The sequence below is a fragment of the Weissella muntiaci genome, from assembly GCF_008107635.1.
GTDB lineage: Bacteria > Bacillota > Bacilli > Lactobacillales > Lactobacillaceae > Weissella > Weissella muntiaci.
Genome location: NZ_SDGZ01000020.1, coordinates 85,897 through 107,311, shown reverse-complemented (window position 1 = coordinate 107,311; position 21,415 = coordinate 85,897). Strand labels below are relative to the sequence as shown.

At 42.8% G+C, this 21,415-nt stretch carries 16 protein-coding genes and 1 pseudogene; 16 read left to right on the top strand and 1 reads right to left on the bottom strand.

Translation table 11 applies throughout. The features are described from left to right. Positions 1–17: 17 nt before the first annotated feature. The 3 genes from ESZ50_RS08985 (at position 18) to ESZ50_RS08975 (ending at position 3,264) form a co-directional block, all read left to right on the top strand. Complete coding sequence (locus ESZ50_RS08985; protein ID WP_148623227.1) at positions 18–1,616, top strand: xylulokinase; 1,599 nt, start codon at positions 18–20, stop codon at positions 1,614–1,616. An 11-nt stretch (positions 1,617–1,627) separates the two neighbouring features. Further along, positions 1,628–2,326, top strand: a complete 699-nt coding sequence (locus tag ESZ50_RS08980) for an L-ribulose-5-phosphate 4-epimerase (RefSeq protein WP_148623226.1) — start codon at positions 1,628–1,630, stop codon at positions 2,324–2,326. 95 nt (positions 2,327–2,421) lie between these two features. Then, complete coding sequence (locus ESZ50_RS08975; protein WP_148623225.1) at positions 2,422–3,264, top strand: aldo/keto reductase; 843 nt, start codon at positions 2,422–2,424, stop codon at positions 3,262–3,264. Positions 3,265–3,321: 57 nt separating this feature from the next. On the opposite strand, the gene ESZ50_RS08970 is transcribed toward ESZ50_RS08975, so the two are convergent. Then, entirely contained in the window at positions 3,322–4,404 is a 1,083-nt protein-coding gene (locus ESZ50_RS08970) for a GntR family transcriptional regulator (RefSeq protein ID WP_148623224.1), read from the bottom strand. A gap of 398 nt (positions 4,405–4,802) precedes the next feature. On the opposite strand from ESZ50_RS08970, the gene araA reads away from it, so the two are divergent. From araA to xylB, 13 genes and pseudogenes are all read left to right on the top strand, one after another. Then, positions 4,803–6,227, top strand: a complete 1,425-nt coding sequence (araA, locus tag ESZ50_RS08965; protein ID WP_148623223.1) for an L-arabinose isomerase — start codon at positions 4,803–4,805, stop codon at positions 6,225–6,227. 12 nt (positions 6,228–6,239) lie between these two features. Then, positions 6,240–7,661, top strand: coding sequence for a sugar porter family MFS transporter (locus tag ESZ50_RS08960; protein ID WP_148623222.1), 1,422 nt, complete (start codon positions 6,240–6,242; stop codon positions 7,659–7,661). Positions 7,662–7,785: 124 nt separating this feature from the next. Next, a complete protein-coding gene (locus ESZ50_RS08955) occupies positions 7,786–8,283 on the top strand; it encodes a hypothetical protein (RefSeq protein WP_148623221.1) in 498 nt (165 codons plus the stop codon). A gap of 97 nt (positions 8,284–8,380) precedes the next feature. After that, positions 8,381–8,587: a hypothetical protein gene (locus ESZ50_RS08950; protein WP_148623220.1), complete on the top strand. Its 207-nt coding sequence runs from the start codon at positions 8,381–8,383 to the stop codon at positions 8,585–8,587. Positions 8,588–8,597: 10 nt separating this feature from the next. Next, positions 8,598–8,852, top strand: a complete 255-nt coding sequence (locus ESZ50_RS08945; RefSeq protein ID WP_148623219.1) for a hypothetical protein — start codon at positions 8,598–8,600, stop codon at positions 8,850–8,852. Positions 8,853–9,618: 766 nt separating this feature from the next. Further along, positions 9,619–10,626 carry a ribose utilization transcriptional repressor RbsR gene (gene rbsR / locus ESZ50_RS08940; RefSeq protein ID WP_148623218.1) on the top strand — a complete coding sequence of 336 codons (1,008 nt, stop codon included), beginning with the start codon at positions 9,619–9,621 and terminating at the stop codon, positions 10,624–10,626. Between the two features lie 92 nt (positions 10,627–10,718). Further along, positions 10,719–11,639, top strand: a complete 921-nt coding sequence (rbsK, locus tag ESZ50_RS08935; RefSeq protein ID WP_148623217.1) for a ribokinase — start codon at positions 10,719–10,721, stop codon at positions 11,637–11,639. 486 nt (positions 11,640–12,125) lie between these two features. Next, entirely contained in the window at positions 12,126–13,580 is a 1,455-nt protein-coding gene (locus ESZ50_RS08930; protein WP_148623216.1) for an MFS transporter, read from the top strand. A 101-nt stretch (positions 13,581–13,681) separates the two neighbouring features. Continuing rightward, positions 13,682–15,358: a glycoside hydrolase family 43 protein gene (locus ESZ50_RS08925; RefSeq protein WP_222860807.1), complete on the top strand. Its 1,677-nt coding sequence runs from the start codon at positions 13,682–13,684 to the stop codon at positions 15,356–15,358. 65 nt (positions 15,359–15,423) lie between these two features. Next, positions 15,424–16,796 (top strand): annotated as a pseudogene (locus ESZ50_RS08920) (sugar porter family MFS transporter). A gap of 157 nt (positions 16,797–16,953) precedes the next feature. Beyond that, a complete protein-coding gene (locus ESZ50_RS08915; protein WP_148623214.1) occupies positions 16,954–18,171 on the top strand; it encodes an ROK family protein in 1,218 nt (405 codons plus the stop codon). A 179-nt stretch (positions 18,172–18,350) separates the two neighbouring features. After that, complete coding sequence (gene xylA, locus ESZ50_RS08910; protein WP_148623213.1) at positions 18,351–19,733, top strand: xylose isomerase; 1,383 nt, start codon at positions 18,351–18,353, stop codon at positions 19,731–19,733. 148 nt (positions 19,734–19,881) lie between these two features. After that, on the top strand, positions 19,882–21,387 hold the full coding sequence (gene xylB / locus ESZ50_RS08905; protein WP_148623212.1) for a xylulokinase: 1,506 nt from the start codon (positions 19,882–19,884) through the stop codon (positions 21,385–21,387). Positions 21,388–21,415 lie beyond the last annotated feature (28 nt).

Sequence of the window (21,415 nt, the reverse complement as noted above, 5' to 3'; positions counted from 1 at the left end):
AATCAAGGAAAAATAATATGAATACTGTACAAATCAGAGATGAAATTATCACTGGGCAAACTGCTTTGGGAATTGAACTGGGTTCAACGAATATCAAAGCTGTTTTAATTGCATCAGATCATGCCACCATTGCTTCAGGTTCTTTTGAATGGGAGAATCAGCTGGTTGATGGTGTCTGGACTTATAGCTTAGATTTAGTGTGGCAGGGGATTCAAGCGGCCTATCGGGCTCTTGCAAACCATGTACAAGCCGAGTATGCAGTTGACTTGAAAAAGATCAAGGCAATGGGAATCTCAGCGATGATGCATGGATATCTGCCTTTTGATCAGGCTGGGAATTTATTGACGCCTTTTAGGACTTGGCGAAATGCAATGACCGGCCAAGCGGCACAGGAATTGACGACCCTCTTCGACTTTAATATTCCACAACGTTGGTCGATTGCCCATCTTTATCAGGCAGTTTTGAATCAAGAGCAGCATGTCGATCAGATTGCGATGATTACAACCTTGGCAGGTTATGTGCATTGGCAACTCACGGGTGAAAAAGTGCTTGGAATTGGGGATGCTTCGGGTGTCTTTCCAATTGATTCTGCCAAGCAGACTTATGACCCAACGATGCTCGCAAAATTCAACCATTTGCCAAGTATTGCCAAGCAACCTTGGAATCTAGAAGACATTTTGCCAAGCATTGTGTCGGCAGGTGTTCAAGCAGGTACATTGTCAACGGCGGGGGCGAAGTTGCTTGATCCAACCGGTGGATTACAAGCAGGAGCGTTGTTTGCTGGTCCTGAAGGCGATGCTGGTACCGGCATGGTGGCGACAAATTCAGTTAAACAGCGGACAGCTAATATCTCGGCTGGTACCTCAGCTTTTGCAATGGTCGTCTTAGAGCACGCTTTGACTAAGTTGCATACGGATATCGATATGGTTACTACGCCAGACGGCTCAGCAGTAGCGATGGTTCATGCTAACAATAGTACAACTGACATTAATTATTGGGTGCGCTTATTTGGTGAGTTTACAAAACTAATTGGTGTTGATCTGCCAACGGCCCAATTATATCCATTACTGTTCAATGCAGTCCTAGCGTCTGATCCAGATGCAGGTGGTATGGTTAGTTATGGTTATTACTCCGGCGAAAACATCACTGATGTTGAACAAGGCCGGCCATTGTTTGTGCGTAGTCCTAATTCGAAGTTTAGCATTGGTAATCTAATGCGGATGAACCTATATTCTGCCTTTGGTGCAATGAAGCTGGGCTTGGATATCCTAGCATCTGAAAAAGTTGCAACGGATTCCGTCGTGGCTCAGGGTGGTATCTTCAAGACCCCAGTCGTTGGCCAAAAGATTTTGGCGGCGGTTATGGATGCACCAGTAACGGTCATGGATACGGCTGGTGAGGGTGGTCCATGGGCGATGGCAATTTTGGCTCAATATGTGGTTGATAGTGCTGGTGGTTTGAATTTGGCGGACTATCTCGATAAATTAGTCTTCCAAAATGTTAACTCCACAACGATTGCGCCTGATCCAATTGATCAGGCTGGTTTTGCAACCTTTATGGAAAATTATCAAGCGGCTTTGCCACTTGAAAAGCAGGCTGCTGGATTGTTGAAATAGGGGATAATAACATGTTAGAAGATTTGAAGCAAAAGGTATACGACGCAAATATGGCTTTGCCTAAGCATGAGTTGATTAAATTCACTTGGGGCAATGTTTCGCAAATTGATCGGGAATCGGGATTATTTGTAATTAAACCATCTGGGGTTGATTATGATGAATTATCACCAGCAGATATGGTTGTAGTTGACTTAGACGGGCAGGTTGTTGAAGGGACATTGAACCCTTCGTCGGACACTGAGACCCATCGAATCTTGTATAAAACGTTTGAAAATATTGGTGGGATTGTACACACCCATTCACCATGGGCAGTCGCATTTGCGCAAGCTGAGATGGATATTCCAGCGGCCGGAACGACCCATGCTGATACGTTCTATGGTGCAGTGCCGGTCTCTAATACAATGACTGATGCCGAGATTCAAGGAGCCTATGAGTTGGAGACAGGGAAGGTGATCATTGATACCTTTAAGCAACGGGGGATTGATCCTGATCAAGTACCAGCCGTTTTGGTACACGATCACGGTCCCTTCGTTTGGGGAGCCAATGCGGATAAGGCCGTTTATAATTCAGTTGTGCTGGAAGAAGTTGCTAAGATGGCCTATCACACGATGATGTTAAAGCGTGGTAATATTGATATGAGCCAGACATTAATGGATAAACATTACTTACGCAAGCATGGTGCCAATGCGTACTATGGTCAAAAGAAGTAGTTGTAACTGTAAATAACAATCACCTTGGTCTAGCTTGCCTCATTGTTTCGATGGGGTAAACTAGACTATTTTTATTTAAAGGACGGAGGCATAAGATGCTTGAGCAAAAATTTAAACTTGCAGATGGAAACACGATGCCTGTTCAAGGCTTTGGGCTATATAAGGTTACCGAGCAGGCTGAACTAGATCGTGCAATTCAGGCGGCTTGGGAGAATGGTTACCGACTGTTTGATACGGCCCAGATGTACGGTAATGAGGCGATGGTTGGAGCGGCAATTAGTCAGAATCAGTTGCAACGCACTGAATTATTTTTGACAACGAAAATTGCAGAAGCAAATCAAGGTTATGATCAAACTTTGCGTTCATTTGAGCAGTCGCTACGTGACTTACAGGTTGATTATGTTGACCTGCTATTAGTTCATTGGCCATTACATACACATTTCTTTGAAACATGGCAAGCATTTGAGCGACTGAAGGAAGAAGGGCTGGCCCGTTCAATCGGTGTCTCCAACTATTCCATGACACATTTACAATATTTGGCAACTAAAGCAAATATGATGCCAGTGGTTGACCAGATTGAGGTTCATCCGCTACTAAATCAAGCGGATATGATTAATTTCAATCGTGAGCAGGGCATTGTTACGCAAGCATGGGCACCACTTGGGCGCGGGCGTAACTTGGATCATCCAGTTCTCCAATTAATTGCGCAAGCAGTTGGGAAGACTACCGCACAAGTAATTTTGCGCTGGCATTTGCAAAATGGTATCTCAATGATTCCGAAGTCAGTCAATCCTGCTCGCATCAAAGAGAATGCCTCGATTTACGATTTTGAATTAACCACGGCTCAAATGGAACAGATCAATGAGCTAAATAGTTTTATCCGGATTTCGCAAGAGCCTGAGCTGGTTTACGAACGCGGTGCTCAGTATCCACACTAATAAGCAAATAAATTAAAAACGACGTTGTGATTCCGAAGGGAACCACAGCGTCGTTTTTTAGTTATGATGTTGTTGCACACTGTTGCGAATGATCATTTGGGGCTCATAGATAATTGATTCTACGGGCTGTCCCTCAATCATTTTGAAGAGCATCTTGGCAGCATCAAAGCCCATTTTGTTCTTGGGGTGAACTGTCGTTGTCAAACTCGGATTGACGTACTGGCTTAATTGGAAGTCGTCAAAGCCGACAATTGAGATGTCCTCAGGAACCCGAAGCCCCAATGAACGAACTAATTCCATGACTTGGATGGCCAATTCATCATTGTAGAAGGCCATAGCAGTGGGCCGATCGGGACTTTTTAAATAGGCTTCAATTTTATGGATTGTTTTGGCAATTTGGCCTTCCCCAGACTGATACATGATGATGTCTGAATCTAGGGCCAGATTTGGCCGCTGCTGATAAGCCTCAGTAAAGCCGCGCATCCGATGAACGCCTTGGATATCATCAACCTTGAATATACCTAGGATATGAGTATGACCTTGGTTGAGCAGATAATCGGTTAACTCAAATTCAGCTTTTCGATCATCCATGGTTACGATTGGAAAATTCTTTTCATCCATCGCTGCATTGATAACCACAACGGGAATGCCAGCGTCTTTAATTTGCTGATAAATGTCTGCATTTGGGTTGGTAATTGCCGATAAGGTTGGCTCGATGATTAAGCCTTGGATCCCGGTACTCAGCATGTTAAGCAACGAATCGCGCTCAACCTGATGATCATTATGGGTATTCGCTACCATGAGGGAATACCCCTCGGTTGAGACCACTCGATCAATCCCAGAGATAATTGACGGAAAGATGTAGTCTGCTAGGTGGGTTGTAATGACCCCAATTCGCTTGTCTGCTAAATGTTCAGCTTGTTTTTTGGTCCAGTTATCAACATACATGCCACCACCTTGAATGCGGTAGGCGTAATGGTCATTTTCTAATTCAGTCGCGGCGCGTCTAACCGTGTAGCGTGAGACGCTATATTGTTCCATTAATTCGGACTCAGTAGGTAGCTTATCACCAATACCATATTTTCCGGCTTTGATGTCGGCCAACAATCCGTTTTTGACGATCTCATATTTAGTATCCATATGTATGCCTAGGAGCTCCTTTAGTTAAATATGTATAGTTATATGTATTATACGCTAGATTCTATGGTTGTCAGTTAATTTATTCGGTTAAAAACTAAGCTAGACAAGTTTGTTATAAAAATTAAGGTACGATTATCCCTGATTAAGCGCGCTCTAGCAGTCATTTGTATTATGAATTTATCCGGATGAAATATGTGATTTTTAAAACAAGTTAATATAAATATCATGAAAGCGCTTGACTTGTCCGTATAAATATTTAATAATAACTCTTGTAAACGGTTACAGTTTTCTGCTGCAAATCAATTATTGATCAAGAGAACCTTGGAAATGCGCACTGATGGTTCTTGCAGCTATTTAAATTTTATTGAACTTATTGTTTATATCTAAGGAGCTTAAAAATGTTAGCAACGAATAATTACAAGTTTTGGTTTGTCACAGGATCACAATTCTTATACGGTCCAGAAGCATTGGCAAAGGTTGAAGCGGATGCTCGCGAAATCGTTGAGAAGATGAATGCAGCGGGCACATTGCCATATCCGATCGAATTTAAGATGGTTGCAACAACCGCTGACAATATCACTGAATTTATGAAGGAAGCTAACTATCATGATGAAGTTGCTGGTGTGATTACTTGGATGCACACATTCTCACCTGCAAAGAATTGGATTCGTGGTACGCAATTGTTGACGAAGCCATTGTTGCATTTGGCAACGCAATTCTTGGATAACATTCCGTATGACTCAATTGATTTTGACTATATGAATGTTAATCAATCAGCGCACGGTGATCGCGAGTATGCCTTCATTAATGCTCGTTTGCAGAAGAATAACAAAATTATCTTTGGTCACTGGAACGATCAGGAGACACAAAGTGAAGTTGCCAAGTGGATGGATGTGGCAGTTGCTTACAATGAATCATTTAAGATTAAGATTGTGACTTTTGCGGATAAGATGCGCAATGTTGCTGTAACTGATGGTGACAAGGTCGAAGCTCAAATCAAATTCGGCTGGACTGTTGATTACTGGGGAATCGGCGATATGGCAGCCGCAATTGATGCTGTCGATCAAGTTGCTGTTGATCAGTTATATATCGACTTACAAGACAAGTATGACTACGTTCAAGGTGAGAATTCGGCCGAGAAGTTCGAATATAATGTGAAATACCAATTGCGTGAGTATCTTGGAATCAAGCAATTTATGGATGAACACGGCTATACAGGATTTACAACGAATTTTGAGGACTTAGTTGGTGTTGAACAATTACCTGGTTTGGCAGCCCAAATGCTAATGGCTGATGGATATGGCTTTGCTGGTGAGGGTGATTGGAAGACTGCCGCCTTAGTTCGTTTATTCAAGGTAATGGCACATAACGAAAAGACTGTCTTCATGGAAGATTATACTTTGGACATGCGCAAGGGGCACGAAGCAATCTTGGGTTCACATATGCTTGAAGTGGATCCAACAATTGCATCAGACCGTCCTCGTGTTGAAGTGCATCCATTGGATATTGGTGGTAAAGATGATCCAGCTCGTTTGGTCTTCACTGGAATGGAAGCTGAAGGCGTTGATGTCACGATGGCTGATTATGGTGACGAGTTCAAGCTAATGTCATACGATATTATCGGTAATAAGCCAGAAGCTGAAACACCATTCTTGCCAGTTGCTAAGCAGCTTTGGACTCCAAAGATGGGCTTGAAGGCGGGTGCTGAGGCCTGGATGAAGATTGGTGGCGGACACCATACAGTGCTATCATTTGCGATTGACGCAGAGCAAATCAATGACTTGAGTAACTTGTTTGCCTTGCACTTCATCGACATTAAGTAGTTGGTGAATGTAATGACAGAAAAGAAAATATCAAGTAATTTCATTTACTTCTTTGGTGCTTTTGGTGGGATTCTATTTGGGTATGATATCGGTGTTATGACCGGAGCTTTGCCATTCTTGCAAACTGATTGGAATCTAACAGGTAACGCTTCAGTTATTGGTTGGATTACTTCATCATTGATGTTAGGAGCCATCTTCGGTGGTGCTTTAGCTGGGCAGCTCTCGGATCGCCTTGGCCGGCGCCGAATGATTTTGATGTCGGCGGTTGTTTTCGCGGTCTTTGCGTTGGCTTCGGCGTTTGCGCCTAGTCATGGCGGTGCAATTTTCCTAATCTTGATGCGTGTCTTTTTGGGACTAGGAGTTGGTGCTGCTTCGGCGCTAGTACCGGCGTTTATGTCTGAAATGGCGCCAGCAAAGGTCCGCGGACGGCTATCTGGAATTAATCAGGTAATGATTGTGTCAGGAATGTTGATTTCATATATCGTCGATTATTTCCTACAAGGTTTGCCAACAGGAGTTTCATGGCGGATGATGATTGGAATGGCGGCTGTACCAGCTGTAATTCTGTTCTTCGGTGTTTTGCGTTTGCCAGAGTCACCACGCTTTTTGGTTAAGCAAGGAAAGCTTGCAGAAGCACGACAAGTCTTATCATGGATTCGACCAGCCGACCAAGTCGAGCAAGAATTACGTGATATTCAAGAAACTGCTTCCGTTGAACAAAAGGCAGCTTCCACAACCAATTGGGGTAGCTTACTGACTGGCCGTTATCGTTATCTGGTGATCGCTGGAATTGGAGTGGCTGCTTTCCAACAGTTCCAAGGTGCTAATGCGATCTTCTATTACATCCCATTGATTGTTCAATCGGCAACGGGTAAAGCTGCTACATCAGCATTGATGTGGCCAATTATCCAAGGTGTGATTCTTGTACTTGGATCACTGTTCTTCTTGGTAATTGCTGATCGTTTCAATCGGCGGACACTCTTAACGGTTGGTGGAACGATTATGGGACTTTCCTTCCTGCTTCCAGCAATCCTGAACATGTTTGCACCTTCTTTGATGAAGACGCAACCAATGCTTTTGGTAGTGTTCCTTTCAATTTATGTGGCACTGTACTCATGTACTTGGGCTCCATTGACTTGGGTAATTGTTGGGGAGGTTTTCCCATTGGCAATTCGTGGACGTGCTTCAGGATTGGCATCATCCTTTAACTGGATTGGTTCATTCTTGGTTGGATTATTGTTCCCAATCATGACGGCTGCAATGTCTCAGGCTGCCGTTTTCGGGATCTTTGGAATTATCTGTTTGTTGGGTGTATTGTTTGTCCGGACACAGGTTCCAGAGACGCGTGGACATACGCTTGAGGAAATCGAGCAAGCCGGTGCGCAAAAAGCTGGACTCGGTATCGAGAAGGCAACTCCGCAGTTGCATAATTAATATGGTAAATATTCACAAGACGAATGGTTTAAAAGCCATTCGTCTTTTTGTGTTGGGCAAACAAAGTCGTTAAGCTATAACGTGTAGTTCACATCTTGGGGATGCACAAATCTGGAGGCTGATGATGACGAATGGAGTTGATTATATGGCTTTTGAGCGGTTAATTCATGGTGTCTTGAAGAGAAAGCGAAGTCAGGTACGACCTAAGACAGCTCTGTATGAGGATTTAGTACAGGAGTTATGGATTGTATTGATCAAGGAATTGGCATTACGACCAAATCAGGCAGCGGAAAAGAATCTAAATCTGTATATCCTGCTGTTCTCGCGGGCAGCGGATTATCTTAAGAAAGAACGACGTAGTCTACTGAGAAATGTACCAACGGAAATTGATGAACGGATATTGGGTGTGAGCGAGCCTGTTGCACCTGAAATGGAGTTAACATTGTTAGCGTTGATTGAGAGAATGGAGGACAGTACAATGCAGGGTTTGTTAAATGATTTACTAAGCTTTCAAGGTGAACGACACCATGAACGGCGCAAACGATTGAATATGTCGCGGGCAACGTATTATCGGAAGCTAGCTGTTGTTCGCCAGATGGTAAAAAATTTTTTAAAAGATTGAGACTTTTTGGGGGATTGGTGGCGTTATTAACGATGTTGCTGATCAGGAACAGGGTTTAATTTGTTAAGCGTCATTAGTCAGTGAAAGTGGGTGGAGGATGCAGGTAATTAAAAAGGTGCGCTTTAATGGAGTGATCGAGGGTGTGAATCCGCTACAGATAGTAACTCGATTATTCCAAGTCCGGCCAAGCTTAAGTGAAAATGAGCTTAAACAATTAACGGAGTTGGTAAAGGCAATTGGAGCAGAAGAGTTGACCGAGGTTCGGATTATTACGACTGAAATTCCGTTTGCAAAGCAAAAATAGGAGGGGTACGATGGCTAAAGATATGGTGTTGATTTTTCAGGTTGACGGGAATTTGAGCAAGGGACCAGAGCAGGTGATTACTTTTGATCATGTTAAAGATGATTTAACACCAGTCTTGGTGCAGAGTATTATGGAGCAAATGCGCCATTTAGATTTTGTGGTGAATGGTAGCAATCAGGCAAAGTTTGGAAGCGGACTTGGAAACGCTAAGGCAGCATATTATAGTACGAATCAGCGTGAAATGATCTTTGGCGAGGCCAAGTAAGGTGGATTTTGTTATATGAATTAAGGGAAAGTCAGTTAGAAGTTTAAGAATGTTAAGAAATGATTAACATATCTTAAACAATGCAGGTTTTCGATGACCTTTTAAGGTTTAAGTTATAAAATATACCTATCGAATGGTTAATACCATCCGGATGACCTTTATAGTACAGAAACATAACTTTAACTCTATCTCCATTTGGCCCCACCTTTGGAATAGAGAATCCTGATACAGGCTGGCTAGCATTTTGAATAAATTTCTAGCCACGAACGACTACGCATCTAATGTGTAGTCGTTTTTTATTGTCTATTGGATCTAGTTCTGGACAAAAGCCCTCAATCAACGAGTTAAGGTTAAACATTCTGCCTGGACGAGTTTATTGATAATCGCTTGCTGCGGCAAGGTGGGAGGATGGTGGTTGATAACTTAACTAAATAGTTGCCACTACCTTGACCGCTTTGTGTAAATGATTGACCGGTTAGTTTGGGATGAGACGCTTGATACGGAATTATGGAAATAATTGCTTCTATAAAGTTTTTACTGATAAATTAACGGTTGTTTCCACTGATAAATCAGGTGTTGAACCAACAAGAAACAAATCGGATCAGCATAATCCTACAATAGGATGTTCTAATTGATTAAATATATAAAAATATATGTTAAACTAAATGTAGAATAGGGCAAAATACAGGATAAGAGCGGACAGTAAAACGTTGTCCTATAATGAAAGTAAAATAATAGAAATTAATGGAATGAGCTGGGAAATCTGATGACAGAGAAAACAAAGCGGCCGTCGATTAAAGATGTAGCCAAGCAAGCTGGTGTGTCTATCACGACTGTTTCGCAAATTTTAAATAACAAGACGGAACGATTTCCGAGTGACACGATCACGAGAGTCTTGGTGGCGCGTGATAAGTTGGGTTATATTCCAAACAAAAGTGCGCAGAAATTACGTGGAACTGCCAAACCAATGATTGGGGTTCTGGTCCCGAGCCTACGGAATCCATTCTTTGCTGACTTAATGCAAAGCATGGAGGAACATGCGGCGGACCGTGTGGAGCTAATTTTCCAAGCTGCTGGGGATGATGCAATCGAAACTAGCATTGAGAATCTTGTAGAACGGGGAATTAACGGATTAGTTATTGCCCGCACTGTTGAAAAAGCAGACGAGACCTTTAAAATGTTGAAACAGCGAGGAGTCGCAGTGACGGTGCTTGATCAAGCCGGTGATGCAGGACTATCAGACGTCTTAACAACGAATGACTATCATGGAGGAAAGCTGGTTGGTGAATTTTTAATTCGTCAAGGCCATCAACGCATTGCGCTAGTAATTCCAAATGTTATTACCAACAATATGCAACAACGCATTAATGGATTCAAGGATTGCTGGGTAAAGGAGGGGCGGGAACTGGTTGAGGTCACAACTGCGCTATCGAAGCATGGTGGATTGGCCGTCTCAGGCAAAGTCGCAAAGATGCAAGTTACGGCAGTGTTTACGCTTAATGATGAACTTGGCATTGGTCTGTCGCGAGGTCTGGCAAATATTGGTGTAAAGGTACCCGATGAGATTAGTATTATCGGCTATGATAATACAGATTTTTCAGAATTTGTGACGCCGTCATTAACAACAGTGACTCAGCCGGTCTGGCAACTTGGGCAGCGCGCACTGGACATGGTAATTGATCGCCTTCAACACCCAGAGATGGCATTACAGGCGGAACAGTTAGATATCGTGAGAGTGGTTGAGCGAGAATCGACTAGGCCCTTACGACACTAATTCATTTCAATTGTTCATTGTAGTGATGGATAATGTATAGTAGAATTGCTTTGATAAAACGTTTTACTTGACGAAAAATGGAGAAATATAAGATGAAAAATATTGTTGTTGTCGGAAGCTTGAATCTTGATGTAGTGTCGGAAATCGAAAAGTTGCCTCATCAAGGGGCAACGATTTCAGTAAAAAACCAATCGCAGAATTTAGGCGGTAAGGGAGCAAATCAAGCAGTGGCTGCGGCGCGACAAGGTGGTCAAGTAAGTTTCATTGGAGCCGTGGGCGCAGATGAAGCGGGTGAACGATTTAAAACCGTCTTACGTGAAGAAGGAATTGACGTAAGCGGAATCGTAACAAAGAAAGTTCCGACTGGATCTGCTTCAATTTTATTGGAGGAGGACGGCCATAATACAATTATGGTTTACGGTGGTGCGAATGCTGAACTGACGGCGGATGATATCGTTAAGGCAGAGAATTTGATTGCGAATGCCGACGTTGTGATTGCGCAATTTGAGGTACCTCAAGTTGCGGTTGCTAAGGCCTTCTATTTTGCAAAGAAATATGGCGCAACGACAATCCTGAATCCAGCGCCAATTATTGATCAAGATGCGATCCTACCAGAGGTAATTAGCGCAACTGATATTATTGTGCCAAATGAAACTGAAGCGGCTGCCTTGGTTGGTGAGACGCCCTCGACTAAGCTAGCGGATTTGCAAATTGTGCGTGAGGCTATGAATCAGTTAACGATTCAAAAGACCGTTATTACATTGGGTGGAGAAGGCGTGTTCTATCATTTAGATGGAACAGACCAAGTTGCACCAATCTTTAAGGTAACTCCTGTTGATACGACGGCGGCTGGCGATACATTCATTGGATCATTAACGGTGGAGCTCGATAAGGACTTGGGTAACGCAGCTGAGGCAATCAGATATGCTTCAAAAGCTAGTTCAATTGCGATTCAACATTTTGGAGCGTTGCAATCAATTCCAAATCGCCGTGAAGTTTTGAAAGATTTATAATCTAAATAAATAGTTAATATAGAGGACGTTTGCTGTCGTGACTAGACAGCAAACGTCTTTTTTTTGCAAACAAGGTTAATGTTTATGGAGGGGTTATAAAAAATTTAAAAAATCGGCATAAGGTTCGTGTTAAACAGGCGAGAATGCGTGTGGCACGGGCTTTTTTATGGTTTGGTTGATTTTAAAGATAAATGTTCTTAAATTATGGAATTTCGGGGTGTTGGTTTTTCCGAACAACTAATTTAACTTATTTTATCGATCAAATTTGATTTATTCTGTATGTACAGAAACAGTTATATATAAGGTTTCCCAAGGATAACTACTGACAATGCAGTATGCGCCTAATAATTTTCAATCCTTTTAGGTTGGTTGCATTAAACAATCAACTGTGTAATAATACAATTCGTAATGATGATAGCGGTTACATAACTGTCATTTTGCTAGGTATTTTTTTATTTAAGGATTGCTTCTTAGGAGGAAGAGAATATGGCTAAGTTTGCACCAGCGGATGATCAATTCGCTAAGCTGACGTCCGCCGATCGAAATGGTTTCGCTGTGGGAGACTTCTCACAGAACTTGATTTTCGGAACTGTCGGCGGATTCTTACTATTCTACCTAACCTCAATTTCAGGGATTTCGGCTGCCGTTGGTGCAACGATCTTCTTGGTTGTCCGGTGGATTAATGTGTTCTGGGATCCTTGGGTTGGCTCGATGGTTGATCGGAGTCCAGTTACCAAGGATGGAAAGTATCGTAAGTATATTAAGACTTTCGGTATTCCATTGGTTATTTTGGCTTCATTGTTGTTCTTGCCAGTTGGTACTTGGCTAGGAACAAACATGACCATGAAGATTACTTGGGCCTTTGTGTCATATTTGGCAACAGCCTTGGTTTATTCATGGGTTAACATTCCATACGGTTCATTGATGGCTGGTTTGACTCGTGATAATGATGAGATTGCTAAGCTAACGACTACTCGTATGACTTGGGCAAATACAGGAAACTTATTGGTTTATACTTTGTTCCCATTGTTTGTTCAACTTGCAACTTCTTATCAAAACAAGCCAACGGCCTTTGGTCTTGGAAATCTCAAGTTGCCACTAGGTAACTATGCTTCTCCACACGCCGCAGGTGCTTGGTTCGGTGTCTTTGCCGTTTATATGGTGCTCGGTGCAGTTGGTTTGTACATTACTTATCGGACATCACACGAACGGGTTTTGCCTGAAGGTGATGCACCACAAGTTAAGTTCGCTGATTTGTGGAATGAGTTTAGTGGCTCACGTCCTTTGCAAATCCTTGGACTATTCTTCTTAGTTGGATTTACATTTATGTTCTTTGGAAACACTGTTTGGCCATTCTTCGTGCAATACAACATTGGTCATTCAGAGTTGATGTTCATGATTGGTTTGATTGGTTCAATCCCAGGAATCTTCTTGGTATTCTTGTGGCCGATCATCCGTAAGTGGATTGGTAAGAAGATGTTCTTTGAGCTCTTCTTGGCGGTCTTCATTCTTGGATCAGTTTTGCTGTTCATGTGGGATAAGAACCCTAGTAACACCCTTTTGGGTTACACAGGCCGTTTCCTACAACAGTGGGGCTTGACCGCAGCTACTGGATTTATGTGGGCGTTGGTTCCTGAAGTTATCACTTACAACGAACACAAGTCAGGTAAGCGTGTTGCCGGAATTATTAATGCCTTGATGGGTCTTTTCTTCAAGATTGGACTTGCCTTGGGTGGAATCATTCCAGGTTACATGCTGGCTGCAACTGGCTTTGATGCAACCAAGACGGCACAATCATCAGCAGCTTTGTCAGGTTTGGTAAACGCGATGGTTTGGGTGCCAATTGCTTTGGCGATTGTTGCTGGAATTATCATGTGGATGTATCCATTGACTGATGAGATGGTTAACCAAATGAATAAGGAAATTGCTGAAAAGAACTAATTTTTGAAAAAGCAGTATCCCACAGTAAGTGTTTGTTTATTGTGGGATATTTTGCTAAGTGGCGTTGGTTATTGTAAATATATGATTATAGGAGAAATATCATGCAGATTGTAAATCCTGTTTTACCTGGCTTTAACGCAGATCCATCAATTATCCGTGTTGAAGATACCTATTATATTGCTAATTCAACTTTTGAATGGTTCCCTGGTGTACGTCTTCATGAATCAAAGGACTTAGTACACTGGAATTTGTTGCCTTCACCATTATCAACAACAACTTTGTTGGATATGAAGGGGAACCCCGCTTCTGGTGGTATTTGGGCGCCTGATTTGTCGTATGCCGACGGTAAGTTTTGGTTGGTTTACACGGACGTTAAGGTGACCGAGGGAACTTTCAAGGACATGACGAACTACCTAACTACGGCAGATGATATCCGCGGTCCTTGGTCTGATCCAATTAAGTTGAATGGAGTTGGTTTTGATGCGTCATTGTTCCATGACAAGGATGGACGTAAGTACCTTGTTCAACAAACATGGGATCATCGTGAGTACAATCATCCCTTTGACGGCATTACTTTGACCGAATTTGATACAAAGACAATGAAGTTAATGCCTCAAACGGCGCACACAATCTATGAAGGTACGGATGTAAAGCTTGTTGAAGGACCGCATTTGTACAACATCAATGGGTATTACTATCTCTTTGCTGCTCAAGGCGGTACGATCTTTACCCACCAAGAAGTAGTTGCGCGTTCAAAGTCATTGGATGCTTTGTCATTTGAAACTGAGCCTGGTGATCCATTCATCACGAACTTTGATACACCATACAGTTACTTACAAAAGCAAGGTCATGGTGCCTTGGTAAGTACACCAGGTGGTGAATGGTATTATGCATCATTGACTGGTCGTCCATGGAATCATGAGAATGAATCATCCACTGACCCACGTGGTTGGTCAACTCTTGGTCGTGAGACTTCAATTCAAAAGGTTGAATGGGATGAAGCAGGTTGGCCACGAGTTGTTGGTGGTCATGGTGGAACAACTTTCGTTGACGCACCAAAGGACGCCATCTTGACAGAGGCACCAGCCGATCACTCTCAGCACGATGACTTTACAAGTGCTGAATTAGATTTGAATTGGAATACGCTCCGGGTACCATTTACGGATAAGTTGGGTCACGTTGGTGACGGTAAGTTGGTCTTGAACGGCTTGGGATCCCTAGCAAGCAACTTTGAAGTTGGCATGATTGCTCGTCGCTGGCAAGCTTTCTACTTTGATGCTGAAACAAAGGTGAAGTTCAACCCATGGTCATATCAACAAATGGCTGGAATTACAAATTATTATAATGACAAGCACTGGTCATTTGCCTTCATTACATGGAATGAGAAGAATGGTCATGTGATTGAAGTTGGCGAGAATAACCGCGGTAATTACACCTCATATCTAAAGGATGACGCAATTAAGATTCCTGAGGATACAGAGTATGTTTGGTTCCGTGTAAAGGCACGCAAGGAATCATATCGTTACGAGTATTCGTTCGATGGCGAAAATTACCTTGAGATCCCAGTTACTTTGGATGCGGCAATTTTGTCAGATGATTACGTTGTTCAATCATACGGTGGATTCTTCACAGGGGCCTTTGTTGGTTTGGCCGCAGTTGACTACTCAGGATATGAGTTGGCGGCTGAGTTTGATTATTTCGATTACAAAGAGCTCGGCGACAGGGCGTTGGATGATGGTTCATTTTCATGGGAACGTTCTGAACAACGGTTTGATTAATGCTTAATGGAGTGGTTGGTTACCACTATTTATTAGGTCGGTTTTTAGGAAGGTTAGGTTAAAAGATGCGTAAGATTTCCCCAAGGACAGTTTATTTCTTTGGAGCATTAGGGGGGATGTTGTTTGGTTATGACACTGGGGTAATTTCTGGTGCAATCCTCTTTATTCAAAAGCAATTACATTTAAATGCGTGGGCACAGGGATGGGTTGTTTCGGCGGTTCTATTAGGAGCAGTTCTAGGAGCTGCAATTATTGGACCAATGTCAGATCGATTTGGTCGTAAGCGCCTGTTGCTACTGGCAGCAGGAATCTTCTTCTTTGGTGCTTTAGGATCCGGTTTAGCGCAAGACTTTAATTTGTTAATTGCTTCGCGAATTCTATTAGGAGTTGCTGTCGGCGCGGCATCAGCGCTAATTCCAACATATTTGTCTGAATTGGCACCAGCTAAAGATCGTGGTGGTGTTGGAACACTCTTCCAGTTGATGATTATGACGGGTATTTTCCTGGCATACGTTTCAAATTGGCTCCTATCTGGTGATCCAGTTAATGGATGGCGCTGGATGTTAGCATTGGCGTCATTACCTGCAGCGGTTCTGTTCTTTGGTGGGATGATCTTACCAGAGTCTCCTCGTTTCCTAGTGCGGATGGGGCGAGTTACAGAAGCCCAAGAAGTTTTGGGAATGACTAATGATTCAGCAGTCAAAGTGGAAGCAGAATTATCTGACATTCAACTGCAAGCAAGCGAGGAGCGTCAAGGTGGCTTCCAAGAATTGTTTGGTGAAATGTCACGACCAGTGCTGATCATGGCAATTGGGCTAGCTGTTTTCCAACAAGTCATGGGATGTAATACGGTACTGTATTTCGCACCATCAATTTTCACTGACCTAGGCTTTGGAGTGAGTGCGGCTTTGTTAGCGCATATTGGAATTGGAATCTTTAATGTCATTGTGACTTATATTGCGATGAAGATTATGGATAAGGTTGATCGTAAGAAGATGCTGATTTGGGGCGCATGGGCAATGGGAATCTCATTGGCCGTGATGTCTTTGGGAATGCACTTGAAAGCGGTTGGTCCCTTTGGATCGTATATTGCGGTGCTAGGACTAACAGTTTACATTGCCTTCTTCTCAGCAACATGGGGTCCCGTAATGTGGGTGATGATTGGAGAGTCGTCCCGCTCAATATTCGTGGACTTGGAAATTCATTTGGTGCGGTGGTAAATTGGGGGGCAAATTATGTGGTTTCCCTGACCTTCTTACCATTGCTATCAGCATTTGGTACCGGAAATATTTTCTTGCTCTATGCAGCTTTCTGTTTCTTGGCGGTTTGGTTTATCAAGGCCAAGGCAATCGAAACACGTGGACGTTCACTTGAATCAATTGAGGCCGAGTTACGGCATCGCGTAAATCATTTGCATGATGGTGAGTTAGCTAAGTAAGATGATTAATAGAGGTCGAGACTTCCATATTAAGGGGAGTTTCGACCTCTATTTGCTGATTACGGAGATTAGCAAAAGTCACTTAATTCAGGTATAGTAACCGTGGGGAGTTACTTCATTCTCACAACTAACTAGGCAACAGGAAGTACTGAAAACGATGGAAAACAAATTAGATCAAGAAGGTATGCGACAACTTAACCGTAAATTGGTTATTCAAGAATTATTTAATGAACCCAAAACGTCGCGAAGTGAGATAGCTGATAAAATCTCACTTCATAAATCAACAATTTCGACAATTTATCGTGAGCTTGAAAGCGAACATTTGATTGAGGAGTTGGGCGAAGGTGAAGTGTCGAAGGTTGGGGGGCGCAAACCCCAATTAATCCGTTTTAACCGTGAGTATGGTTTTGTGGTGTCCTTTGATGTGGGACGAAATCACCTGCGTTACTTAGTAGCTCGATTGACGGGTGAAATCTTAGATCGCGGTAGGATGGATTTGACTAGTAAAACAAGTTATGAAGATCTTAAACGAGCGATGTTGCAACGGGTCCTGCAATTGGGTGACCAAGGAACAATCAACGGGCTAGTTGGAATTGCGGTAGGAATTCATGGGGTTGTGCACGAGAATCGGGTCGTTTACACGCCATTCACACAGGTCCTATTAGAGCATGATCTGGGTCACGAACTTGAGATCGCGCTGGATGTGCCGGTATTTTTGGAAAATGAGGCTAATTTAGCGGCGCTCTATGTGCGTGACTTTCGTGAGCATGATCGTGAAATCAGACAAACTGATTTTGCAGTCGTTAATATTCATAATGGTGTGGGGGCAGGAATTGTTCAGAATGGCAACCTGATTCACGGTTTGAACGGGGCAGCTGGTGAAATTGGCCGGACGATTATTTATGATGATCAGCGTTGGCAAACGGCCGGATATAAATTGCCAGTTCATTTTGAAGAGCTTTATTCAGAAGATGCGATACTGAAGCGGGCCGGTAATTTAAAAGGTCAGGCGATTGCCAGAAATGAACTAGTCGAGTTATATCAGCAGCATGACCCTGAGATAATGGAACTCTTACAGGGGTGGGTTAAAGCAACGACAATCTTATTATTCAATTTGGCACAATACTCGGCAATTTCAACTTTTTATGTGCACGCACGAATGATTGCTGGGATGCCAGAACTGTTTGACGAAATGCAAAAGATGTATCATGAACTAAAGTCAGAAAGTGCAACACAATTAAAATATGCTGGTGACTCGGTTTATTCGGCAACCTTGATTGGTGGTATTGCGCTTACGACACGTAATATTTTAGGATTAGAGGATTACCGGCTCAGATTCACCATTTCGCAGGTTGATGATACCTCATGGGATTAATATTAAGCTTGATGAAGCTAGCACTGAAAAGGTGCTGGCTTTTTTAATGGTTGAGAATAAAAACAACCGCTTGCCAAAACCAAAGTAACCGTTTACAATATGTTTTATAAGTTAGTTGGTTCATCGAAACAACTAACCTGATAAAAAATAACTCATTTACTATTTTGGAGGCAGTAATAATGTCAGATTTGTTTGATTTCCCGAAGGTTGAATTCATTGGTGGTAAAAAGGGTGTTGATTTCAAGGCAACGCAAGGCTTTAACTTCTACAACCCAACAGAAGAAATTACAATTAATGGTGTAACTAAGCAGATGAAGGACTGGATGAAGTTCTCAGTTGCTTATTGGCACACAATGGACCAACGAATGGTTGACCCATTTGGTGAAGGAACAGCGCAACGTCCTTGGGATGTTAATGGCGAAGACGACATGAGCGATATGGAGCATGCCTTAGCCAAGATTGATTATTTGTTTGAGTTTATGGACAAATTAGGTCTTGAATATTTTGCCTTCCATGATCGTGACTTAGCACCACAAGGTAATACACTAGCTGAGACAAATGCAAACTTGGATAAGGTTGTTGATCGAATCGAAGCCAAGATGCAAGAAACCGGCAAGAAATTGCTCTGGAATACATCATCATTGTTCACTGACAAGCGTTTCTTAGCTGGTGGAGCAACGACACCATTTGCTGATGTATTTGCATATGCAGCCGCCCAGATTAAGCATTCTTTGGAGATTGCTAAGCGCTTGAATGCTGAGTCATATGTATTCTGGGGTGGTCGTGAAGGATACGAATCACTACTAAACACTGATACAAAGCGCGAATTAGACCATATTGCGGCCTTCTTCAAGATGGCTAAGAATTATGCAAATGAAATTGGCTTTACTGGTCAATTCTTGTTAGAGCCAAAGCCAAAGGAGCCAACTGATCACCAGTATGACACCGATGTTCAAACGACGATCGCCTTCTTGAAGACTTATGGTTTGGAAGATGATTTCAAGTTGAACTTGGAAGGTAACCATGCTTACTTAGCTGGACACAAGTACGAGCACGAAGCTCGTTTTGCCCGCGAGGCTGGTATGTTGGGATCATTGGATGCCAACATGGGTGACAAGCAAACTGGCTGGGATATTGATGAATTCCCTAACGACATCTATGAAGCAACTATGGTTATGTACGAATTTATCTTGAACGGTGGCTTGACCACTGGTGGCTTGAACTTTGATGCAAAGGTTCGTCGTGGATCATTCAAGCCTGAGGATCTATTCTATGCACATATGGCTGGCATGGATGTGTATGCGGCTGGTTTACGAGTAGCTTTGAAGATGTACGAAGATGGCTTCTTGGAGCAAATTAAGCAAGAACGCTATGCTTCATTCGATCAAGGAATGTTTGCTGACTTCGAGAATGGTAAGGGTAGCTTAGCTCAATTTGAAGCATATATCCTGAACAAGACCAACGATGAGATTTTTGCAACCGTTGAGTCACAACATCTTGAGGCAATCAAGGCAACTTTGAATAACTACATCTATGCTGTCTTAGGAGCACGTTTTAACTAAAACGGATATTATGTTGGGTAAGCTGTTAAACAGTTTTGCGCCGACATACTCCTAGATAAAAACGGGACTGGTGAGAACTAGGCCTAACAAATGCCTTCAATTTATTTGAGGGCATACATAATCTTATATATAGAAAGAGGACTATCAAATGTCAGATGTTGTATTGGGAGTTGACTTAGGTACATCCGCCGTTAAGGTATCAGCTGTAGATCAAAAGGGGCAAATTCTTGCACAGGAGGCGTACGATTATCCGCTTATGCAACCAAAGCCAGGTTATAGTGAACAAAATCCAGAGGAGTGGGTTAACGGGACAACTATCGCCATTGTTCGTCTGATTTTACAGGATGCAATTAAGGCAGAACAAATCAAGGGAATTTCGTTTTCTGGTCAGATGCATGGTTTGGTCTTATTGAATGCTGAGAATCAGGTTCTGCGACCAGCAATCTTGTGGAATGACACACGAACAACTGCACAGACTAAAGAAATTACTCAGGTTATGGGCCATGAATTTATTGAGATTACCCGTAACCAGGCCCTAGAAGGATTCACTTTGCCCAAGCTTTTATGGGTTAAAGAAAACGAGCCGGCAATTTTTGCCCAAGCAGCAAAATTTGTGACGCCGAAAGACTATATCCGCTATCGGATGACTGGACGCCTACAAATGGAAATCTCTGATGCGGCTGGAACAGTGGCCTTTGATATTGCAGGGCAGACTTGGTCTAAAAAGATTCAAGATGCTTTTGATCTACCAGCTAGTCTATTTCCTGAAGTGATTGAAGCAACTGATTTTGCTGGGAATGTGTCAAAGACTTACGCAGAGTTTTCGGGATTGTCTACCGATACTCAAGTGTTCGGTGGTGCGGCTGATAATGCAGCTGGTGCTGTTGGCGCCGCAATCTTACAGCCTAATATGGTCATGTCGTCAATTGGTACTTCGGGAGTGGTCTTAAAATATGAAGAGCATGCGAATGTCGATTATGATGGCAAGATCCATTTCTTCAATCATGCGATTCCAGGACATTTCTATTCAATGGGCGTGACACTCGCTGCTGGATATGCTCTGTCATGGTTTAAAAAGACCTTTGCAGCTGAGACTGATTTCACGACGATGGTTGAATCGGCAGCGCAGTCGAACGTTGGTGCAAATGGATTACTCTTCACGCCATATTTGGTTGGTGAACGGACACCATACGCTGATGGTGATATTCGAGGAGCGTTTATCGGGATCGATGGAACTCACCAAAGGTTTGATTTTGTTCGAGCAGTTCTAGAAGGAATCATCTATTCATTTAAGGATATTTTTGATATTTATGACGCCGCTGGTGCAGAGTTTGACACCGTGGTAGCAATTGGCGGTGGCGCAAAGTCACCACTATGGTTGCAGATTCAAGCGGATATCTTCAATAAGAAGGTTGTTGCATTGAAAAATGAGCAAGGTCCTGGGATGGGGGCGGCAATTTTGGCAGCTGTTGGACTTGGCTGGTTTAAGACGGTTCAAGAAGCGGCTGAGGCGTTCACGGAATTTGGCGATGCCTATTTGCCAGATCCAGCTCGAGTGGCACAATATGAACAAATGCATACGATTTACAAGCAAGTTTATCGTCAAACAGCGGAGCTATCACACGAATTGATGGATTATCGCCGGTCTTTGTAAAAAGGGAAAAAAACGAACTGATTGCGAT

Bases quoted from the DNA above. Each gene is read 5' to 3' on its own strand.
- ESZ50_RS08915 (WP_148623214.1), top strand. From the start codon at position 16,954: ATGGAAAACAAATTAGATCAAGAAGGTATGCGACAACTTAACCGTAAA.
- xylA (WP_148623213.1), top strand. From the start codon at position 18,351: ATGTCAGATTTGTTTGATTTCCCGAAGGTTGAATTCATTGGTGGTAAA.
- ESZ50_RS08930 (WP_148623216.1), top strand. From the start codon at position 12,126: ATGGCTAAGTTTGCACCAGCGGATGATCAATTCGCTAAGCTGACGTCC.
- ESZ50_RS08925 (WP_222860807.1), top strand. From the start codon at position 13,682: ATGCAGATTGTAAATCCTGTTTTACCTGGCTTTAACGCAGATCCATCA.
- ESZ50_RS08970 (WP_148623224.1), bottom strand. From the start codon at position 4,404: ATGGATACTAAATATGAGATCGTCAAAAACGGATTGTTGGCCGACATC.
- ESZ50_RS08960 (WP_148623222.1), top strand. From the start codon at position 6,240: ATGACAGAAAAGAAAATATCAAGTAATTTCATTTACTTCTTTGGTGCT.
- rbsK (WP_148623217.1), top strand. From the start codon at position 10,719: ATGAAAAATATTGTTGTTGTCGGAAGCTTGAATCTTGATGTAGTGTCG.
- araA (WP_148623223.1), top strand. From the start codon at position 4,803: ATGTTAGCAACGAATAATTACAAGTTTTGGTTTGTCACAGGATCACAA.
- rbsR (WP_148623218.1), top strand. From the start codon at position 9,619: ATGACAGAGAAAACAAAGCGGCCGTCGATTAAAGATGTAGCCAAGCAA.
- ESZ50_RS08980 (WP_148623226.1), top strand. From the start codon at position 1,628: ATGTTAGAAGATTTGAAGCAAAAGGTATACGACGCAAATATGGCTTTG.
- ESZ50_RS08985 (WP_148623227.1), top strand. From the start codon at position 18: ATGAATACTGTACAAATCAGAGATGAAATTATCACTGGGCAAACTGCT.
- xylB (WP_148623212.1), top strand. From the start codon at position 19,882: ATGTCAGATGTTGTATTGGGAGTTGACTTAGGTACATCCGCCGTTAAG.
- ESZ50_RS08955 (WP_148623221.1), top strand. From the start codon at position 7,786: ATGACGAATGGAGTTGATTATATGGCTTTTGAGCGGTTAATTCATGGT.
- ESZ50_RS08945 (WP_148623219.1), top strand. From the start codon at position 8,598: ATGGCTAAAGATATGGTGTTGATTTTTCAGGTTGACGGGAATTTGAGC.
- ESZ50_RS08950 (WP_148623220.1), top strand. From the start codon at position 8,381: ATGCAGGTAATTAAAAAGGTGCGCTTTAATGGAGTGATCGAGGGTGTG.
- ESZ50_RS08975 (WP_148623225.1), top strand. From the start codon at position 2,422: ATGCTTGAGCAAAAATTTAAACTTGCAGATGGAAACACGATGCCTGTT.